Genomic DNA, 18,865 nt, shown 5'->3' on the forward strand with positions numbered 1-18,865 from the left:
TTGAGTCCCCTTTTTTGTGGCTGTGCGCCGATCAGATCAGCTGTCCCGCCGCCAATCACGCTGCCACTTATCCCAGCAACGATGTTCAACGCTTACCAGCATGGCTGTTCTAGCGCTAACCAGCGCCCATAAAAAAACCAGCTGCAAGCAGCTGGTTTTCTGTCAAAGCTAAGGCCTAATCTTTCTTCTTGGCTTTGCTTTTCTTGGTTTGTTCTTCAATCCACTTGCTGCCGTCGTATTTAGCAACCCAACCGGTGGCTTTCCCGTCCACTTCAGAAGCAACGTATTGCTCCTTGGTTTTCCGGCTGAATTTCACCTGATACAAGTTACCTTCGTCGTCCTGCTCTGGGGCATCAGCCAAGTAATGGAACTTAGTGGAGATCCGATCGCGGAAGCGTTTCAACTCCGACACCTTAGGGGCGCGAGTTTCACGGCTTTTCGGGAAGGTGCTGGCCGCTAAGAACAAACCTGCAGCGCCATCACGCAAAATAAAGTGCGCGTCAGACTTCTCGCAAGGCAGCTCTGGCAGCGCGACGGGATCTTCCTTCGGCGGCGCAACCTCACCGCTCTTAAGCAGCTTACGGGTGTTCTTGCACTCTTTTTCATTGGTATCGGTACAAGCGAAGTACTTACCAAAGCGACCGTCGCGCAGTTCCATGTCGGCACCACAGCGTTCACACTCGATCAGCGGGCCATCGTACCCCTTGATCTTAAAGGTGCCCTTCTCCACTTCGTAGCCATCGCAGGTTGGGTTGTTACCACACACGTACAACTTGCGGGTTTCATCCACCAGGTAGCTGTCCATGGTGCTGCCACACTTGCCGCAACGCTGCATGGTGATCAGCGCTTTCGCTTCCTGATCGTCCGTAACCGCTTCCGCTTCTTCGCCCGACGTTAGGTTGATGGTGGTTTTACAACGCTCCTTCGGCGGCAGCGCATAACCGCTACACCCTAAGAAGACGCCGGTGGTGGCGGTACGAATGCCCATTGGCCGTTCACAGGTTGGGCACGGGATGTCGGTTTCCACCATCTGGTTCGGGCGCATGCCCCCTTCCAGCTCATCCAGCTCAGCCTTGGTGATGTTACCGGTTAGGTCATCGTAGAAACCGTCCAGTACCCCTTTCCAGCTCAGCGTACCTTGGGCGATCTTATCCAAGGTCGCTTCCATACCGGCGGTAAAGTCGTAGCTCATCAGTTCATCGAAGTTTTCGACCAACCGATCCGTCACGATTTCGCCCATCTTCTCGGTGAAGAAACGACGGTTTTCTACCCGTACGTAACCACGATCTTGAATGGTGCCGATAATGGCAGCGTAGGTCGATGGACGGCCAATGCCACGTTTTTCCAGCTCTTTCACCAACGAGGCTTCGTTAAAACGAGCCACTGGCTTGGTAAAGTGCTGTTTCGGATCCAGTTGTTGCAATTGCAACGCTTCACCCACGGTCACCGGTGGCAGGGTTTTGTCTTCGTCACCCTTACGGCCAACCGGTGGCTGCGCACGGGTCCAACCATCAAACACTAAGATCCGGCCTTTGGCTTTCAATTCGTATTCGCCCGCCGTTGCCGTAACAGTGGTGGAGTCGTACTTAGCCGGCACCATCTGACACGCCACAAATTGACGCCAGATCAGTTCGTACAGACGCTGAGCGTCGCGCTCCATGGTCGACAGCGTTGACGCTTTGACGGACACATCGGATGGACGGATCGCTTCGTGCGCCTCTTGCGCGCCCTCTTTCGAGCCATAACGCAGTGGGTTTTCCGGCAGGTAGTTGTTGCCGTACTCATCGCCAATAAAGCCACGTACCGCTTCAACCGCTTCGTTGCTTAAGTTGGTGGAATCGGTACGCATGTAGGTGATGTAACCGCCTTCGTACAAGCGCTGCGCTAAGGTCATGGTTTTCTTCACCCCAAAGCCCAAACGGGTACTCGCCGCTTGCTGCAAGGTTGAGGTGATGTATGGGGCAGACGGTTTGCTTGAGCTTGGCTTGTCTTCGCGCTTGCTGATGGTGTAGCTGGCGCCTTGTAGCGCGGCCAGTACGGCATCGGTTTGCTCTTTGTTAACCAGCTTCAGCGCTTGGCCTTGGTGGCGAGCCACCTCCATCCGCAACGCAGTACCTGAAGCGGCATTCAGATCCGCATGCACATCCCAGAACTCTTCGGGCACAAAGGCACGGATCTGGCGTTCGCGTTCAACCACTAGGCGTACGGCAACCGACTGCACTCGACCCGCAGACAAGCCACGAGCCAGTTTCTTCCACAGCAATGGCGAGACGGTAAAGCCCACAACGCGATCCAGGAAACGCCGGGTTTGCTGGGCGTTAACTCGATCAATGTTCAGGTGCAGTGGCTCAGCGAACGCTTCTTTAATCGCGGTTTTGGTAATTTCGTTAAACACCACTCGACGGTACCGCTCGGGTTCGCCGCCAATCACCTCTTGCAGGTGCCAGGCGATCGCTTCCCCTTCGCGGTCCAAATCCGTTGCGAGATAGATGGTGTCGGCTTTTTCAGCCAGCGTTTGCAGCTCTTTAACGACCTTTTCTTTGCCAGGCAGTACTTGATAATTGGCTGCCCAATCGCTTTTAGGGTTGATCCCCATGCGGGTGATCAACGCTTGGTAGTCGCGCTCTTGTTTGTATTTCGCTTTCTCTTCGGGGGCCATTTTACGCACTTCGGCTGCAGTCTTAGCAGGCGCAGAGCGCGTATTTGATTGACTGGCCGACGTTGGCAAGTCACGAATGTGGCCCACGGAAGACTTCACGACAAAATCTTTGCCGAGATATTTGTTGATGGTCTTCGCCTTTGCTGGCGACTCCACAATTACCAAAGATTTTCCCATGGGGTGGTTTGAACCTTATTGAACGCGTTGGGGAAGAAAAATTGGCTCCATATATAGAGGTACTGAGGCCGAGTTTCAAGCCTAGCCCGTTTATGAACCAACCACTTAGCTAATTTTTGGTCAACCTAATTTATTTTCGCGACTGAAAACGCAATTGCTCAAACTACTAATGCATCAATGCCATACATGCAAGTAATAGTTATGCACTTGTTGCTGTGGCACGCCGTGTGCCACGCTTGAGGCCGCAAAAACAACCTTTATACTGAGCCAACTCAAATCCAGACGATACAGATCATATTCTGTGCTCTAGCGCCTAATCCAAAGGAGGGATTGCATGCATCTTGAAGCAAATTTTGATGGTTTGGTTGGCCCAAGCCACAACTATGCTGGCCTGTCTGTGGGCAATTTGGCCTCACAGAACCACGCTAACGCCAAGTCAAACCCAAAGGCCGCTGCGCTACAAGGCTTAGACAAAATGCTGGCTCTGCACGATTTAGGCATGATGCAGGGGATCTTAGCACCGCAGTCTCGCCCTGATCTTACCAGCCTGCGGCAAATGGGCTTTCACGGCAGCAATGCCGACGTCTTGGCCAAAGCCCACCAACAGGCGCCACAACTGCTGGCCGCTTGCTATTCCGCCAGCAGCATGTGGAGCGCCAACGCCGCCACGGTATCGCCCAGTGTCGATAGCGCAGACAACAAGGTGCATTTCACCCCAGCCAATTTGGTCAACAAGCTGCATCGTGCCATTGAACATGAGCAAACCGGGCGCACCTTACAGGCGGTTTTCAATGACGACAACCACTTTGTGCACCATTCGGCCTTACCCAGCCACGACGCTTTAGGGGATGAAGGCGCTGCCAACCATACTCGTTTGTGCCGTGACTATGGCGAACGGGGGTTGCAACTGTTCGTGTATGGCAAATCCGCCTATGACGTCAGTAAACCGCAACCCCAACGCTTTCCCGCTCGGCAAACTCTAGAGGCCAGCCAAGCAGTTGCTCGTTTGCACCAACTGGATGGCAAACACACGCTGTTTTTACAGCAAAATCCCGCCATCATCGATCAAGGGGTGTTCCACAACGATGTGATTGCGGTTGGTAATCACAATATGCTGTTTTGTCACCAACAAGCGTTTTTAAATCAAAGCCAAGCCTTAGATAAAGTGAAAAACGCCTTCGGCGACAGCCCACTATATATAGAGCAAGTCAGCACCGAAGAAGTCAGCATTGAGCAAGCGGTAAAAAGCTATCTGTTCAACACCCAAATTATCACTTTAAGCAACGGTGAAATGGCGCTGATCGCCCCCACCGAATGTTTAGAGCAACCGCAAGTCGCGGCTTATTTAGCGGATCTGCCCAATCGTAACCAGCCGATCCGCAAGGTGCATTTCTTTGATGTAAAACAAAGCATGCAAAACGGCGGCGGGCCGGCGTGTTTGCGCTTACGTGTGGCGCTCTCAGCCCAAGAACAAAGTGCGGTAAACCAGCACTGCGTCATGAATGCCGCTAAGCATCAGCAATTAAGTCAGTGGGTTAACAAACACTACCGCGATCAGCTCAGCTTTGATGATCTGCGTGATGAAGCCCTGCTAACGGAAAACCAAACCGCACTGGATGAGCTCACCCAACTGCTGCAGCTGGGCAGCATCTACCCGTTCCAGCGCTAGTTTTTGCAGAGCGGCACCAACCGTTACGGCAAGCGCCGCGTCAGTTGCCGCACAAGCCCAAACAAATCAGCCCAGCAGATGCTGGGCTGATTCGTTTGGACGCAGAAACTGGTTTCCATCGGTGCTGGTTGGCTCGCCGTGCTTAGCTGCGGCTCTGGCAGCGCCCGAACCAAGGTCATTGCAACAGCGCCAGTTAGCGAAGAAAAAAGAAGAAAGCCAACAAAAAGGCCAGCAAATGCTGGCCTTTTCCTATCAATGCAACACCTTAGCCTGCATCCAGTACCGGCATACCATAAGTGCGTGCTGCGCCCTTTGGCGTTTTCACGGTAATGGTTAAAGTACCCTCTGTTTTACCATTTGGCTCAGTTTCCTGCTCCACAGTAAAGACATAAGCCGATGGGCGATCTGCCGAGGTGTTTGGAAACGCGTATGATTCACCAATCACCAACACCCCGTTAGAAGTTGCTGCAGTGATGCTGGTACCAACCGGCAGTGGGTTGTTGTTCACATCCGTCAAATACAACACCACGGTACGGCTGGCATCGGTAATCAAGTTGATCTGAGCCCCGTTGAGTATCGCATACGGCGCATCAGAGAAAGCCAGCTTACCCTGTGGCGAGCTGCCTGCCATCACAATGGCTAAATTACGGCTCACATTCAGGTGAGCGTAGTTATCATCTAAGCCCGTATCCGAACAAGCAGCGCTGGACGCGGCATCGCACAATAAGCCGGTGTAGAGGCCATCAGCAGCGGTGAAGTCATCGCTCAAATCAAAGTCGGTGAACTCTTCCGTAACCGCGCCAGCAGGAACTGCACCGCTCGGATTTGCACCCGTTGCATCAAAGTTACGGTAGACGCCATCTTCGTTGTCATCGCGGAACGCTTCAGACAAGTCACCAAAGGGTTCGCCCGCATCAAACTGACCGTTACCGTTCAAATCAATAAAGCTTTCTTCACCAATGGCGTAAGCCATCACTGTGGCTCGACCCGGTAAGGCTTTATCATCAAAGCCACTGCCATTGAAATCCAAGCGTGATGGACCAACGGTCGGATCGATACAAGGAGGCGCAGTGCTGCCAAGGTTATCGGCTACCGAACAAACCGCACCAACACCATCAAATGGACGAGGGTCTTGGCTACGCCATTCAACGGAACAGGCGCCATTGATGGTGGTACACGTAGGATCGACCGCACCGCCCTCTGTAACAAAGCTAACTGTTGTGCCATCGGGCACCGGATTATTGAAATGATCCGCCGCTAAGATATTGATGGACGACACTTCACCATCAAACTGCAGGCCTTCTGGGTTAAACACCGACGCCGACATCGAGAAACTGTTGTTGTCGGCTAACCCTGTGCTGATCACCAGTTCATCTGAAACATTAGAGATGTTATTGGTGCCATCGCTCCACAGCGCAAATACTTTCACTGGCGTTGGCACAGAGCCCGCTTTCACCGTAACGCTGACCATCCCTTCAGCATCGGTATAACCCGAGGCATATTTGGTGAGATCCGCACCCGCCGGAATGTTGCTGCAGCTCGCAATATCATCACCGACAGGGCTTGGGGTCAGTTCAATCCCGCCAACATCAGTGGCTAACTCAAAACACAGCAGCTCTTGCGTTGCTGCGGCCGCGGTTTCATCCAGCAGTTTAAAGGTCACCACACCGGTTTCGCTACGGCTACCGGTACCACCAATGCCGCCACTGCTTTTAAGAGCCAAAAGGCTTGGCACGGCAGAAACGTATTGAATTGAACCAACCTTCGCACCGGTAACGTCGATGCTGACATCACCCGTTACGTTGGTGCCACCGGTTTGCGCCGAAGCTGTAACGCGGTCTGTACCATTACACCCATTGGCACGGTAAGTGGCGTAGGCAATGCCACCAATGGTGTTTACTGGCGTATCAACCACCGCAGTGCCGGCCACAATACAATCGGAAGACAGTTCAATCGCAAAGGGTTGATCAAGCGCTAAGCTGCCGTCGGGGTTTTGCACCTGCACTTCAATGATGGTGCTGCCGCCCGCTGGCAGGTTGTTACTGCCGATCTGAGCGCTTACCTGCAAATTCACATCAACACGGCCAATTTCAAAGGCCTTGCTCGCACTTTGGCCACTGACGGATACCGTAACTTCACCGGCACCCACATCACCATTAGCAAACAGATCCAAAATGGCACGACCGTTGTCATCGGTTACCGCAGTACCGGCGGATGGGCTGATCCCACCAAGAGTGGTGCTGGCCAAGACTAAAGTTTGCGTTAACGGTTGGCTGCTGCCTGCCTGAGTAACCTGCATACCAATGATGCCGGACTCAGTATTCGTGATGTTGTCAGTAACGGTACAGGCTTCAAAGTTACGCGTGGCGCGGTCCCAACCTGAGGCATTATTACAGTTGTAAATTTCAAAGGTAATTTCCGGTACCAAGGTACCCGGGTCAATCACATCCCCTAAGGTGATAAAACCAATGGTCGAGGTTGCCCCGCCCACATTCGCCACCACTTCACCGGCACCTTCAACGCTACCGGCTTGCAAAACAATGGTAGCAACGCCGTTGCTGTCGGTTAAGGCGGTGCCCGTAGCTGGAATAAAGTTACCCAAGGTGCTGGTAAAGCTAACCACTTTGCCTGCTAACGGCTGTTGCTGGCTGTTACGAACCTGCACCTCAAAGTAGCCAGGCTGGGTTTCTGAAATGGTGCTGTTGGTGATCGGGCTGCCACCAACGCCATCCAGCAAGGTGATCTCAATCAGGTTATCTTGCCCCCCCGCTTGCTCTGGCGCATCGCCCGCGGTTTGGAATACCACGTCTTGCTGATAGCTAACATTATTAAAGACAAATGAAGCCGTCGCAGTGGATGCACCCGCTTGATCCCCTGGTAATAATGTGACTTCCGCAACGCCGCTGGCGTCGGTGACCGCAGTGCCCAACGATGGGTTAATCACACCAACGGGTGAGGTTGAGAACTGCACTAAGGCATTACTGATGGGCTGTCCTTGCATCATCAGCGTGGCTTTTAATTTACCCGGCGTAGCTTGTGCCACGGTATCTAAGCTATCGCCATTAATATCTTCCAGCACCAAGCTCAGCTCTGGCGTCACATCCACAAGCACCACATCAAAGGTGGCTTGCTGGGTTAATGTCGAGCTATCGCCGTATATATAAGTGGCGGTTAAAGTGCCAGCACCAGCGGCACTGCCGGCTTGCAGCTCAATAACAGCACTGCCGTTAGCGTCGGTTAATTTAGATGGGCGATCCAGCACACCAAAATTGTCTACGGTAAAACTCACGACCTTGCCAATAACCGGAGTGCCTTCAAGGCTGACCGTCGCCATCACTTGCAGTGGCGCATCGGTACGCACCACGTTATCAACACTGCCACTGCCGTTTAGCAGCGATAGGGTCATCACCGGGATCGCGCCGCCCGTTGTGCCATCGACTTCCACGCCGTAATCAATCTCGACGCTGATCGCACCAGAACCGCTTACGTTGGCAGTAATGGTGCCGGCACCAGAGCTGTCACCGGCGCTGATCTGAATCGCTGCGATCCCGTCATCGTCGGTCAGTTTACTGTCTGGGCTGAGAACACCAGGTCCAGAGTTGCTGAAGCTGATGGTTTTGCCTTTAACGATAGAGCCGTCATCTTTTAACAATGCTTGCAGTTGCAACGGTGAACTGTTGGTCGCTACATTGGCCGCATCGCCAGCACTATTAACAAGCGTTAATTCCAAAGTATACTTTGGCGTATCTGGGGTTCCTCCCCCACCAGAATTGCCCGATTCAAGGCCACCGCCACCACCGCTGCATGCAGTCAAAAATATGGCGAACAACAGGGTTAGGAAACCCCTAAGGAAATAACTCATTGACGACTCCATGTCACAATTTTAAAAAGTCTACGCAGCGGGTAACTTAACACCCAATAACGACAACCTCATCAATTTTCAGTAAATCTCATTCATCTGCAACAAAAATTCAATATTTCACCTCAAAGTTATACATTAAGGCCCTTTTTTGTTGGGCTACCTTCTTGTTAGGCTTAGCTGCACTAAAAATAAAGATAATGATTATGAAGGAAGTTGTATGAGCGAAGTTAAATCGGGAAAGCTAGGTTTAACAACCAAGATCCTGCTAGGTATGTTCCTTGGCGCAGCCATTGGTTTTGTACTGAGGTTTTCCGCAGGTGAAGCCCAATGGGTTAGCGATTATTTCACCAATGGCGTTTTTGATGTTATCGGCGGCTTGTTTGTCTCCGCCCTGCGAATGCTGGTGGTCCCGTTAGTATTCGTATCATTAGTCTGTGGTACCGCCAGTTTGGCAGAGCCCTCCACCCTTGGCCGCATTGGCGGCAAGACCCTTGCGCTGTATTTGTTCACGACCGCCGTGGCCATTTCATTGGCACTGGGTGCTGCGCTGCTGTTCCAACCTGGCGATCCGATCATGCAGGCCGCTGCGGTTGGGTTTGAAGCCAAAACCGCCCCAAGCCTAGCCGATGTACTGATTGGCTTAGTACCACGTAACCCACTGGCAGCCATGGCCGAAGGCAACATGCTGCAGATCATTGTGTTCTCGGTGCTGTTTGGTTACTGCATCGCCCAGCTGGGTGAAAAAGCCGCCACCGTACGTCGCTTCTTCAACGAGCTTGACGACGTAATGATGAATCTGGTGAACGTGGTCATGTGGTTTGCCCCATTTGGTGTGTTTGGCCTGATCGCGAAGATGTCGCTGACATTAGATCTGGCTGCATTTGGTTCTGTGATTAAGTACTTCTTCTTAGTACTGGCAGTGTTGTTTGTGCACGCACTGGTGGTGTACCCAATGTTGCTCACCACCTTAAGCGGCTTAAACCCAATCACCTTCTTGAAAAAGATGGGCAACGTACAGATGTTTGCCTTCTCCACCGCCAGCTCTGCCGCCACGCTGCCGGTCACCATGGAGAACGCCAACCACAACTTAGGGGTGGGCACTCGCGTTAGCTCGTTCACCTTGCCGTTGGGCGCTACCGTGAACATGGATGGCACCGCCATTATGCAAGGTGTCGCCACCGTATTTATCGCGCAGGTGTTCAGTGTTGATCTGACCGCCACCGACATGTTGATGGTTATCCTAACCGCCACCTTGGCGTCCATTGGTACTGCTGGCGTTCCTGGGGTGGGCCTGATCATGCTGGCGATGGTGCTGCAGCAGGTGAACCTACCAGTCGAAGGCATCGCCCTTATTTTGGGTGTGGATCGTCTGCTCGATATGGTGCGTACTGCGGTGAACGTAACCGGTGATACCGCGGTATCGCTAATTGTCGCCAACAGTGAGAACGATCTGGATAAAGAGGTCTTTAAAGATCCAGACGCACTGGACAAAGTAATTAGCTAAGGCCTAATTAAGCGTATAAAAAGGCCAGTCGCGGTTGCGGCTGGCCTTTTTTATTGCTGCTTTCAGTTGTGACATGCGGGCAGTAAATCCGCCATCATCCAACTTTACGGGCGTCAGTTAACGCTTTATTTGCCCCAACTCCGCCAGCTTCATCATGCTGCGTTCAATCACCGCTTCTGCGCCCTTGCCTAAGCGCTTAGCCAACGTCTGCTTCAGTTGGTATTGCAGCTGCAGAATCGGCTTATCCGTCTGCATCAGGTAATCGTCTGATGTTTGAATCGCATCCACCAACCCCAGCTCTAGCGCTTGCTGCCCAAACCAGTGTTCACCGGTCGCAACTTTACTGATCTCCAGCTCCGGACGGTACTTGCTGACAAACTGCTTGAACAAGCCGTGGGTATGCTCCAGCTCTTGCTTGAATTTGGCGCGCGCTTCATCGCTGTTTTCCCCAAACATGGTAATGGTGCGCTTGTACTCACCAGCGGTGTGCATCTCAAAGTCGATGTCATTTTTCTTCAGTACTTTGCTGAAATTTGGCAGCTGAGCAATCACCCCGATAGAGCCTACAATCGCAAAAGGAGCGGCAATCACTTTATTGGCCACGCAGGCCATCATGTACCCGCCGCTGGCCGCCACTTTATCAACCGAGATGGTCATTGGGATCTGCGCCTGACGCACGCGATCAAGCTGGCTGGCCGCCAACCCATAGGCGTGCACCATACCGCCGCCACTTTCTACCCGCACCAGCAGTTCATCTTGCGCTTCAGCCACCGTCAGTAACGCGGTGATCTCTTCACGCAGGTTGCTGACTTCAGCGGCATCGATCCCCGCTTTAAAATCAATCACAAACAAACGGCCTTGGCGCGCATTGGCTTGGTCTTTGTGTTGTTCTTTATCCTGCTTGCGCTTCGCTTTCGCGGCCGCTTTGTCTGCTTTGGTCAGCGCTTTGAGTTGATCGTCACTGAGCAGTTGCTGCTGCAATTGCGATTTATAATCTTCAAACTTATCGCTGATGTCATGCACGGTAAGGCTGCCCTTGTTGGCCTTACCGCTTTTGCTGCTGATCGCCGCAATGACTATCACCGCTGCGATGGCAACCACTAGCGTGATCGCTTTGGCTAAAAACAGTCCGTACTCAAATAGAAATTCCAACATACTCTCCTGCGAATGGATTTTCGTTATAGCGTTGCCCGTTAGTGTATCGGATCAAAAAAGCCCGGCAACCGCCGGGCTTGATTCGCGTGGTAATAATCTACTCGCCGCAGCTGCCACCTTGCACAATGCAGCCGTTGCTCACCGCTAACGCCTTACCTTGGGAAGCCGCGTGGCTCACCACCTGAGATTGCATCTCTGCCGTTGCGGCAGCGGCATCTTCAGCGGTTAACACACCGGTTAATTCAGCCGGTACAAACGGGCTGGCAACCGAGCCGTGATGGCCCTTGGTAAAGCGTACCGCCCCACTCACGCCATCAGCATCCATCGCGCTGGCGCTAACGCCATCCAACCCAATGGCGCTGATCAACGGTTCGGTACCAGACAACGGGAAGCCCGTAACGCGGTTTGGCAACACTAAGTCACCAGGCTGGGTGGCGTCACCAATCACTTCAATCAGGTGCACTGGTGTGCCTGTTGCGGCCAACATGGCACCGTGGTTGATCGGATCCATCGAATCAATGGCGGTTTGCGCAGCAAAAGCAAATGGAGGGATAACCTCCGCTTCAATCTGCGCTAATACGGCATCACAGGCTGGGGCATCGATCACTCCGCCGCTGGCCGGATCAATACAGTCTGGTGCTAACTCCGCCACTAAGGTGGCGCGCAGTACCGGACCAAATGCCGCCGAACCGGCAAAGGCGCCAGCTAAACCGCCTGCTGGCGCAACTAACGACGCATTCGTTAATGCGTAGGGGTTGGCACCTAAGGCTTCAGGCCAGCTGTTGGCGTAAGCGGTGGTGGTGGTGCCGGTGATGCCACCTAAGCTCAGCCCTTGCAGGCTCACTTTGCCCATATCGAAGGTGGGTGCTGCACCCGCCCCGACTTCGCCTAAGGTCAACGCCGTTAAGCTTAAGCGTAACCCCAGCTGATCCACAATCGCCTGACGGAAGTTATCGCGGTTAGTTAAGCTGCTGTCGAGCTTGGCAAACACCAGCACATTGCCGTTGGCGTAAGCTGGGCCAAAACTGCTGTTGGAAGCGCTAATTTCATAGATGCCATCGCCATTCAGATCAAAACCACGATCGCCATGCAATGGCATGTCGATGGTTACGGTGGCGATCCCAGCAGAACTGTATGCCCCCGCCAGTGGCAAGGTGGTGGCCTTCGTTTGGCCAATGCCGTGCAAGGTCATCGCCACTGGCCAACCGGTAGCAGGCTTAGCAACGGTTAGTCCCAAAGCGGCCAATTTGGCGCTGTTTGGCATGGTGATCTGCACCGGCACCTTCACCCGTTGCTGCCCCCCCGTCATGCAGGTGGCCATATCCACCCCGCCACACGGGTTCGGCACTGGGTTAAAACGGGTAACGTGACGCAGTGGATCGGCCATTTCGCCGTTGTCCAAGATAAAGCTGGCGCCAACCAAGAGGCTTGGATCCGATTGCGCCGCAATCGGGTCAATGCCTTGAGCAATCGCTTGGGCCGCAAAGTTTTCCGGCAAGATGGCACCGGCCAACGCCTGCTGTAAAATCGCTAATGGGCTGTCACCCAATGCCTGCCAGCGGCTGTCAACGGTTGGGTTGGTTGGCGTTGGGATGGTCAGGTAATAAGGCAGCTCCAATTCCGCAGTGAACACGTCGGTCGCCTCAGCTAAGGCGTACGCAGTACCCATTGCAGGGGTTAAACCTAAGGCATCAGCTACGGTAATGCCGGCAGGCATCGGTGGCATCGACCACTTAGGGGCAAACAACGGCGACACTGCTCGGCTTGGGGTCGGTTGCAGGCCATCGGCCATCAGCTGGCTAACGGTGCCAACCGAATCTTGGATCGATTGAGTGGTGAACACCCCAGCGTAAGTCACGGTGTCGGCATCCACCGAATGCGCCCCCGCCAACTCATTGATGTAATCTTCCAGCAGCGCTTTCAAGCTCAGTTGATCAGCAGTGAAGCCTGGTAGGTCCAGCATCAAGCTGTCGAAACTTAACGAGCCGATGATCGCTTCACCGTCGGTATCAAGCAAATCGGTTGTGGTGATGTACGCGTACCCGGTGGTTGGCTTTAACGGCTTCAGTGGCACAATCGCCACGCTGTTGTCCGTTGCGCTAACCACGAAATCAGTGCCGTAACTTAACTCTTCGCCCACTTTACAGACGCTGATAGACGCTTCATCGGCACAGCTTGGATCCGGCGACAGTGGACCACCTAGGGTCACTTCAAATACTCGCACCGCACCAGCATTCATCGCAGACGTCGGATCCAGTGACGCCGCACCCGGCGCCACATCGATATTGATGTTGATTGGCATGGTGGTCGACCAACCATCGAGGCCACCGAGTGCTATCTGGGGATCGGTGTAATCGCCGCTGTCTTCACCTGGGATCTCCAAGGTGCCATCGGGAGTCCCTAAGAACAGCAGATCATTTGGTAATGGGATCAAGCCGTTGGCTGGATCAAATTGAATGCGACTGGCGGCCAGCGGGGCAAGATCGCCGCCGGTTTCATCAGCAAGGTATTCCGATTGGCTATCGCCGTTACAGCCGGTTAGACCTAACGCCGAGGCAACCGCCACGGTTAATATCAGTCGTTTCATTGTTACTCCCCAATTATCTTTACTTTTATTTTGTTGCCTTCCATTGGCACAATGGTGGCAGGCAAAGAGGTACTACCAGAACCACTTTGTTAGAAAAATTAACCTATAAGCCAGTCGCTTACTACATTTTTGCAACAATAGTTGCCGTAATCGTCAGCAATTGCTGCTCATTCGGCCCAGCTTATGTTTAAAACAATGGCATAATGGTCAGACAAGCTTTTAGATTTCATGTAGTTGAGTAAGCAGTAAGGAAACTTGATGTTGGAATTCCAATGTGACGCCGATGCGCTCGCCGGTAAAACCATTTTGGTCACCGGTGCCGGTGCCGGCATTGGCCGCAGCGCCGCCCTTCATTACGCCATGCATGGCGCTACCGTGATCCTATTAGGACGCACCACCAAAAAACTGGAAAGCATCTACGACGAGATTGTTGCGGCCGGTTATCCCGAGCCCGCCATCGTGCCACTGGATATGCAGGGTGCCACGGAGCAAAACTACAGCGACTTTGCCGACACCATTGTTGAGCAATTTGGTCGGTTAGATGGGGTGTTGCATAACGCGTCACTCTTAGGGGCATTAACCCCTTTTGAACAGATCGATCTGCCGATGTTTAATGAGGTGATGCAGGTCAACGTGACCGCCCAATTTATGCTAACCAAAGCGTTGCTGCCGGCGCTAAAATTAGCCCAGCATGGCTCCATCGTTTTCACCTCTTCAGGGGTTGGCCGCCAAGGCCGCGCCTTTTGGGGCCCTTACGCCATCTCTAAGTTTGCCACCGAAGGCATGATGCAAACGCTGGCCGACGAGCTGAGCGACAGCACCGTGCGCGCCAACTGCATCAACCCAGGCGCCACCCGCACCAAGATGCGTGCCACGGCTTTTCCTGCAGAAGATCCAATGACCCTAAAAACCGCTGACGATCTGATGCCGCTGTATCTGTACCTGATGAGCGATGCCAGCTGCGATGTGAGCGGCCAAAGCCTCGACGCCCAGCCAAAGCGATAGCGGTTCGCCTGAGCAAAAAAAGCCGATCGGATGATCGGCTTTTTTCTTGGCAGTTGGGCTATAATCGCGCCCCTTGAATGTTTATCAGCGCACAGGCTCGTTATGGATCAGCAACCCAACAACCCATTGCATGGGCTCACCCTAGAAAAAATCGTGGTGCAACTGGTGGACTGGTATGGCTGGGATGAACTGGGTTACCTCATTAACATCCGCTGCTTTACCCACGATCCATCGGTCAAATCCAGCTTAAAATTTCTGCGTAAAACCCCATGGGCACGAGAAAAAGTAGAGCAACTGTACATCCGTACTTTGAACAAACGCTAGATAGCAAAAGAGAGCCATTCGGCTCTCTTTTTTGTTTGCTGCGCCAATCGATTAAGTACGAGTACGCTTAGTCGGGCTGCCACCAGCACGGGTGCGGTGCTTGCTGACTGCGCGACGGATCTTATTGGTCTTTAGGGTTTTCTGACGACGCTGACCAGCCTTATCTTGAGCTAACAAGGTGCGCGTTTCCGGCCCCATTTCAACCACGCCGCGAAGGTAGTTGATCTGCTCTAATGGCAGTTCAACCCAGCCACCGCGAGGCAAGCCTTTTGGCAGTGGGATGTCGCCGTAACGGATCCGCATCAAGCGGCTTACCTGCACCTCTTGGCTTTCCCACATGCGGCGCACTTCGCGGTTACGACCTTCGGTCAGTACCCCGTGATACCAAGTGTTTAAGCCTTCACCACCAGCACGACCCAAGCGGCGGAAGCTGGCTTTGCCATCTTCCAAATCAACCCCTTGGCGTAAACGGTTGAGCATGGCGTCATCCACTTCACCAAACACACGAATGGCGTATTCACGCTCAACTTCGTGGGATGGGTGCATCAAGCGGTTCGCCAGTTCACCGTCGGTAGTGAACAACAGCAAACCGGAAGTGTTGATGTCCAAACGGCCCACGGCCACCCAGCGGCTGTCTTTCAGCTTCGGCAAGCGATCGAATACGGTAGGACGACCCTGTGGATCGGTGCGAGTACATAACTCACCTTCTGGCTTGTAGTACGCCAACACACGGCAGATCACTTCGTCTTCCGACTTCAGTGAAATTAGAGTGCCGTCGATGCGTACTTTCAGATCAGAACCACCTTCGATGCGATCGCCCAATTTGGCCACTTGGCCATCGATGCTTACGCGTCCAGCGGCGATCACCGTTTCCATCTCCCGACGGGAACCGTGACCTGCTCGAGCTAATACTTTCTGTAATTTTTCGCTCATTAATCTCTTCTTAGTGTACGTGCGGATCGGGATCCGCTGGCGCACGGCTAAACATTGCCGTTAACGCCTGTTCATCGTCCAGAGCCGGTAAGTCCGCCAGACTCTGCAAACAAAAGTATTGTAAAAACTGCTCGGTCGTGGCGTACAACGCCGGTCGACCCGGTAACTCTTTGTGGCCAACTGCCGCAATCCAGCCCCGTTCCAGCAGCGTGCGCATGATGGCCGCACTGATGGCAACGCCCCGTACCCGTTCGATTTCACCCCGGGTAATGGGTTGACGGTAGGCGATAAGTGCCAGAGTTTCCAACAACGCCTTGGAAAATCGAGGCGCTTTTTGCTGCCACAGGGCGCTCAGCGGTTCGCTTAGCTCCTCACGGCTTTGAAACTGATAGGCGCCACCCAGCTTCACCAGTACCACGCCGCGATCCTGATAATGCTGCTGCAGCTGCAACAGCACAGAGCGGATCTGCACACTGCCCACCCCATAGGGTGCCAGCAGCGTTTGCTTTAACTGGTTAATGGTCAGCGGGGCATCGGCAATAAACAGCGCCGCTTCAATCAGCTGTTGCAGTTTATTGTCGTCTAAGCCGGTCATACTCGCGCCTTTAAATAGATGGGCCCAGCCACTTGCGCTTGTTGCAGCTCGATCAATTGCTCTTTGCACAGCTCCAGCAGCGCCAGCAAGCTCACCACCACCCCGGCGCGGCCTTCGTCCACCGTGAACAACCGTTCAAACGGGGTAAACTCAGTGCTGCTCAGGCTGGCGAGGATCTGGCTCATTCGCTCGCGAGTAGAGAGCGACTCTTTGGCTATCTGATGGTGTTCAAAATGATCGGCACGGGCAATCACTTGCCGTAACGCACCGAAAATCTCATCCAGCGACACCTGCGCGGGCACCACCTGCGGCACTAAATTCGCCGCCTGTACTGCCCGGGCACGCCACACATCACGCTCTTGTCGTGGCAACTCGTCCAACCCTTCGGCTGCACTTTTTACCACTTCATACGCCTGCAGCTGCTGGATCAATAACGTACGAGGATCAAGCTCTTCGTCATCGGCGCTGGGCGCTTTAGGCAACAACAACCGCGACTTAATCTCAGCCAAGGTGGCTGCCATCACCAGATATTCCGCCGCCAGTTCAAACTTCATCGCTTCCATCAGCGCGATGTATTCCATGTACTGCGCGGTAATGGTCATTATCGGCAGATCCAGAATATCCAGCTTTTGCTTGCGGATCAGATACAGCAGCAGATCCAGCGGCCCTTCAAACGACTCTAAAAACACTTCCAAAGCGTCCGGCGGGATAAACAGATCCGCCGGCCCCTGCAACAGCGGTTTACCGCGGACAATCGCCAGCGGTAACGAGGGCTGCTCGGTCATGATGGAGGGATCCAGTGCCATAATAAAAAACGCGCCATTATAGAGTGAGTCAAGCCGATTGTCAGGGGTTATTCAAACGGGGTGGGATCCCCGGCACCTTCACGAATGATCTCGGGGTTATCCTCAGACAGATCCACCACCGTCGTCGGCTGCGACAGCATATAGCCACCATCCACAATCAGATCCACCGCGTGCTCTAAACGCTGCCGGATCTCATAGGGATCCGCCTCGCTGTCATTCTCACCAGGCAGGATCAAACTGGTCGACATCATCGGCTCGCCCAAGGCTTGCAAGATCGCCAGCGCAATGCGGTTATCGGGGATGCGAATGCCGATGGTTTTCCGTTTTGGGTTCAACAAACGGCGCGGCACCTCTTTGGTGCCTTTAAAGATAAAGGTGTAAGCGCCAGGGGTGTTGTTACGCAACAGCCGAAACGCGGCGTTATCAACCCGCGCGTAATTGGCCAGCTCGGAGTGATCCCGACACATCAAGCTAAAGTGATGATCATCATTGATCTGGCGAATGCGACAGATCCGCTCCAGCGCTTTTTTATCGCCAATGTGGCACCCAAGGGCGTAGCCCGAATCCGTGGGGTAAGCGATAACGCCGCCTTTATGCAGCAGCTCTACCGTTTGCGTTACCAAGCGGGCTTGTGGGTTGTCCGGATGAATTTGGAAAAACTGGCTCATTGGCTCTCCTTAGTCCAACCGAAATGGTGCCACACCCCGGGTTGGTCGGGTCGGTGTAGCCCGCGGCCCAATTCCAGCCAGCGGCTGGGGCCGTGAAAATCGCTGCCAGCGGACAACAGCAGCTGATGCTCCTGCGCCAACTGCTGCAAAAACTGCTGTAATTGTGGGTTAATTTGGCAATGAATGGTTTCCATTGCTTGGCCGCCCGCGGCCACAAAATCCGCGGTTAACATTCGCAGCCACTTGTTCGACAACTGGTATTTACTGGGGTGGGCCAAGACCGATACGCCGCCAGCTTGGTTGATCAGGTCAACCGCTTGCGCCAGTTCAACCCACTGGTTGCCCACGTAAGCGCATTGCCCTTTGCCTAGGTATTTATCAAACGCCAACTGCGGCTTGGCCACAATGCCCAGCTCAACCATCGCTTTCGCAAAATGGCTGCGACCAATATTGCCGCCACCGGCAAACGTCGACGCTAGGGCTAGAACCCCTGTTACGCCACGCTTAACCAGCTTTGCTTCAATCTGTTCGGCACGCTGCTGACGCCAAGCCGATTGTCGAGCCAACAGTTGTTGCAGCGGCTGGTTATCCACATCGAAACCTAAGCCAACGATGTGGATCTCCCAGTTGCGCCAACTGGAGGAGATCTCCACACCATCAACAAGGGTTAATCCCGTTCCTGCCGCCGCTTGCTTGGCTTCCGCCAGCCCTGCGGTGGTGTCGTGATCGGTTAATGCCAAAACCGACACCTGCTGCAGCAGTGCCCGTTTTACCAGTTCCGTCGGAGTTAAGCTGCCGTCGGAAGCGCGGCTGTGGCAATGCAGATCAATTTTCATAAGTATCCTTCGCTAGTTACCCGCATTGTACGTCACCACCAGCGCCTTGTCCGAGCTATCGACATTTGTTGTTGACAGCCCCCTA

The 18,865-nt window shown here is 53.7% G+C and carries 13 protein-coding genes; 4 read left to right on the forward strand and 9 right to left on the reverse strand.

Annotation, left to right across the window (positions count from 1 at the left end):
- Positions 1-175: 175 nt before the first annotated feature.
- On the reverse strand, positions 176-2,836 hold the full coding sequence (gene topA / locus Q0796_RS13735; RefSeq protein WP_298444191.1) for a type I DNA topoisomerase: 2,661 nt from the start codon (positions 2,834-2,836) through the stop codon (positions 176-178).
- 334 nt (positions 2,837-3,170) lie between these two features.
- Between topA and astB the strand changes: the two genes are divergently transcribed.
- Complete coding sequence (astB, locus tag Q0796_RS13740) at positions 3,171-4,505, forward strand: N-succinylarginine dihydrolase (protein ID WP_298444193.1); 1,335 nt, start codon at positions 3,171-3,173, stop codon at positions 4,503-4,505.
- Positions 4,506-4,770: 265 nt separating this feature from the next.
- On the opposite strand, the gene Q0796_RS13745 is transcribed toward astB, so the two are convergent.
- Positions 4,771-8,172 (reverse strand): invasin, encoded by a 3,402-nt coding sequence (locus tag Q0796_RS13745; RefSeq protein WP_298444195.1) that lies wholly within the window; start codon positions 8,170-8,172, stop codon positions 4,771-4,773.
- Positions 8,173-8,584: 412 nt separating this feature from the next.
- Here Q0796_RS13745 and Q0796_RS13750 point away from each other — a divergent pair, with 412 nt between their 5' ends.
- Positions 8,585-9,871, forward strand: coding sequence for a dicarboxylate/amino acid:cation symporter (locus tag Q0796_RS13750; RefSeq protein ID WP_298444196.1), 1,287 nt, complete (start codon positions 8,585-8,587; stop codon positions 9,869-9,871).
- Positions 9,872-9,988: 117 nt separating this feature from the next.
- Here Q0796_RS13750 and sohB read toward each other — a convergent pair whose 3' ends face one another.
- Together sohB and Q0796_RS13760 are read right to left on the reverse strand one after the other, a co-directional pair.
- Positions 9,989-11,023: a protease SohB gene (gene sohB, locus Q0796_RS13755; protein WP_298444197.1), complete on the reverse strand. Its 1,035-nt coding sequence runs from the start codon at positions 11,021-11,023 to the stop codon at positions 9,989-9,991.
- A gap of 100 nt (positions 11,024-11,123) precedes the next feature.
- Positions 11,124-13,613, reverse strand: a complete 2,490-nt coding sequence (locus Q0796_RS13760) for a VolA/Pla-1 family phospholipase (protein ID WP_298444199.1) — start codon at positions 13,611-13,613, stop codon at positions 11,124-11,126.
- 258 nt (positions 13,614-13,871) lie between these two features.
- Between Q0796_RS13760 and Q0796_RS13765 the strand changes: the two genes are divergently transcribed.
- Positions 13,872-14,618: a YciK family oxidoreductase gene (locus tag Q0796_RS13765; protein WP_298444201.1), complete on the forward strand. Its 747-nt coding sequence runs from the start codon at positions 13,872-13,874 to the stop codon at positions 14,616-14,618.
- A 102-nt stretch (positions 14,619-14,720) separates the two neighbouring features.
- On the forward strand, positions 14,721-14,942 hold the full coding sequence (locus Q0796_RS13770; RefSeq protein ID WP_298444203.1) for a VF530 family protein: 222 nt from the start codon (positions 14,721-14,723) through the stop codon (positions 14,940-14,942).
- A gap of 51 nt (positions 14,943-14,993) precedes the next feature.
- Here Q0796_RS13770 and rluB read toward each other — a convergent pair whose 3' ends face one another.
- From rluB to Q0796_RS13795, 5 genes are read right to left on the reverse strand one after another with little or no spacing between them, the layout of a single operon-like run.
- Complete coding sequence (rluB, locus tag Q0796_RS13775; RefSeq protein WP_298444205.1) at positions 14,994-15,875, reverse strand: 23S rRNA pseudouridine(2605) synthase RluB; 882 nt, start codon at positions 15,873-15,875, stop codon at positions 14,994-14,996.
- 10 nt (positions 15,876-15,885) lie between these two features.
- Complete coding sequence (scpB, locus tag Q0796_RS13780; protein ID WP_298444206.1) at positions 15,886-16,470, reverse strand: SMC-Scp complex subunit ScpB; 585 nt, start codon at positions 16,468-16,470, stop codon at positions 15,886-15,888.
- Positions 16,467-17,276, reverse strand: a complete 810-nt coding sequence (locus Q0796_RS13785; protein WP_298444208.1) for a ScpA family protein — start codon at positions 17,274-17,276, stop codon at positions 16,467-16,469. The genes scpB and Q0796_RS13785 overlap by 4 nt, the downstream gene beginning before the upstream one ends.
- Positions 17,277-17,323: 47 nt before the next feature.
- Positions 17,324-17,944: an L-threonylcarbamoyladenylate synthase gene (locus Q0796_RS13790; protein WP_298444209.1), complete on the reverse strand. Its 621-nt coding sequence runs from the start codon at positions 17,942-17,944 to the stop codon at positions 17,324-17,326.
- Complete coding sequence (locus tag Q0796_RS13795; protein ID WP_298444211.1) at positions 17,941-18,780, reverse strand: PHP domain-containing protein; 840 nt, start codon at positions 18,778-18,780, stop codon at positions 17,941-17,943. Before Q0796_RS13795 ends, Q0796_RS13790 begins: the two co-directional genes overlap by 4 nt.
- Positions 18,781-18,865: the final 85 nt, after the last annotated feature.

This window comes from uncultured Ferrimonas sp. (assembly GCF_947489035.1).
In the GTDB taxonomy this organism is placed as follows: domain Bacteria; phylum Pseudomonadota; class Gammaproteobacteria; order Enterobacterales; family Shewanellaceae; genus Ferrimonas.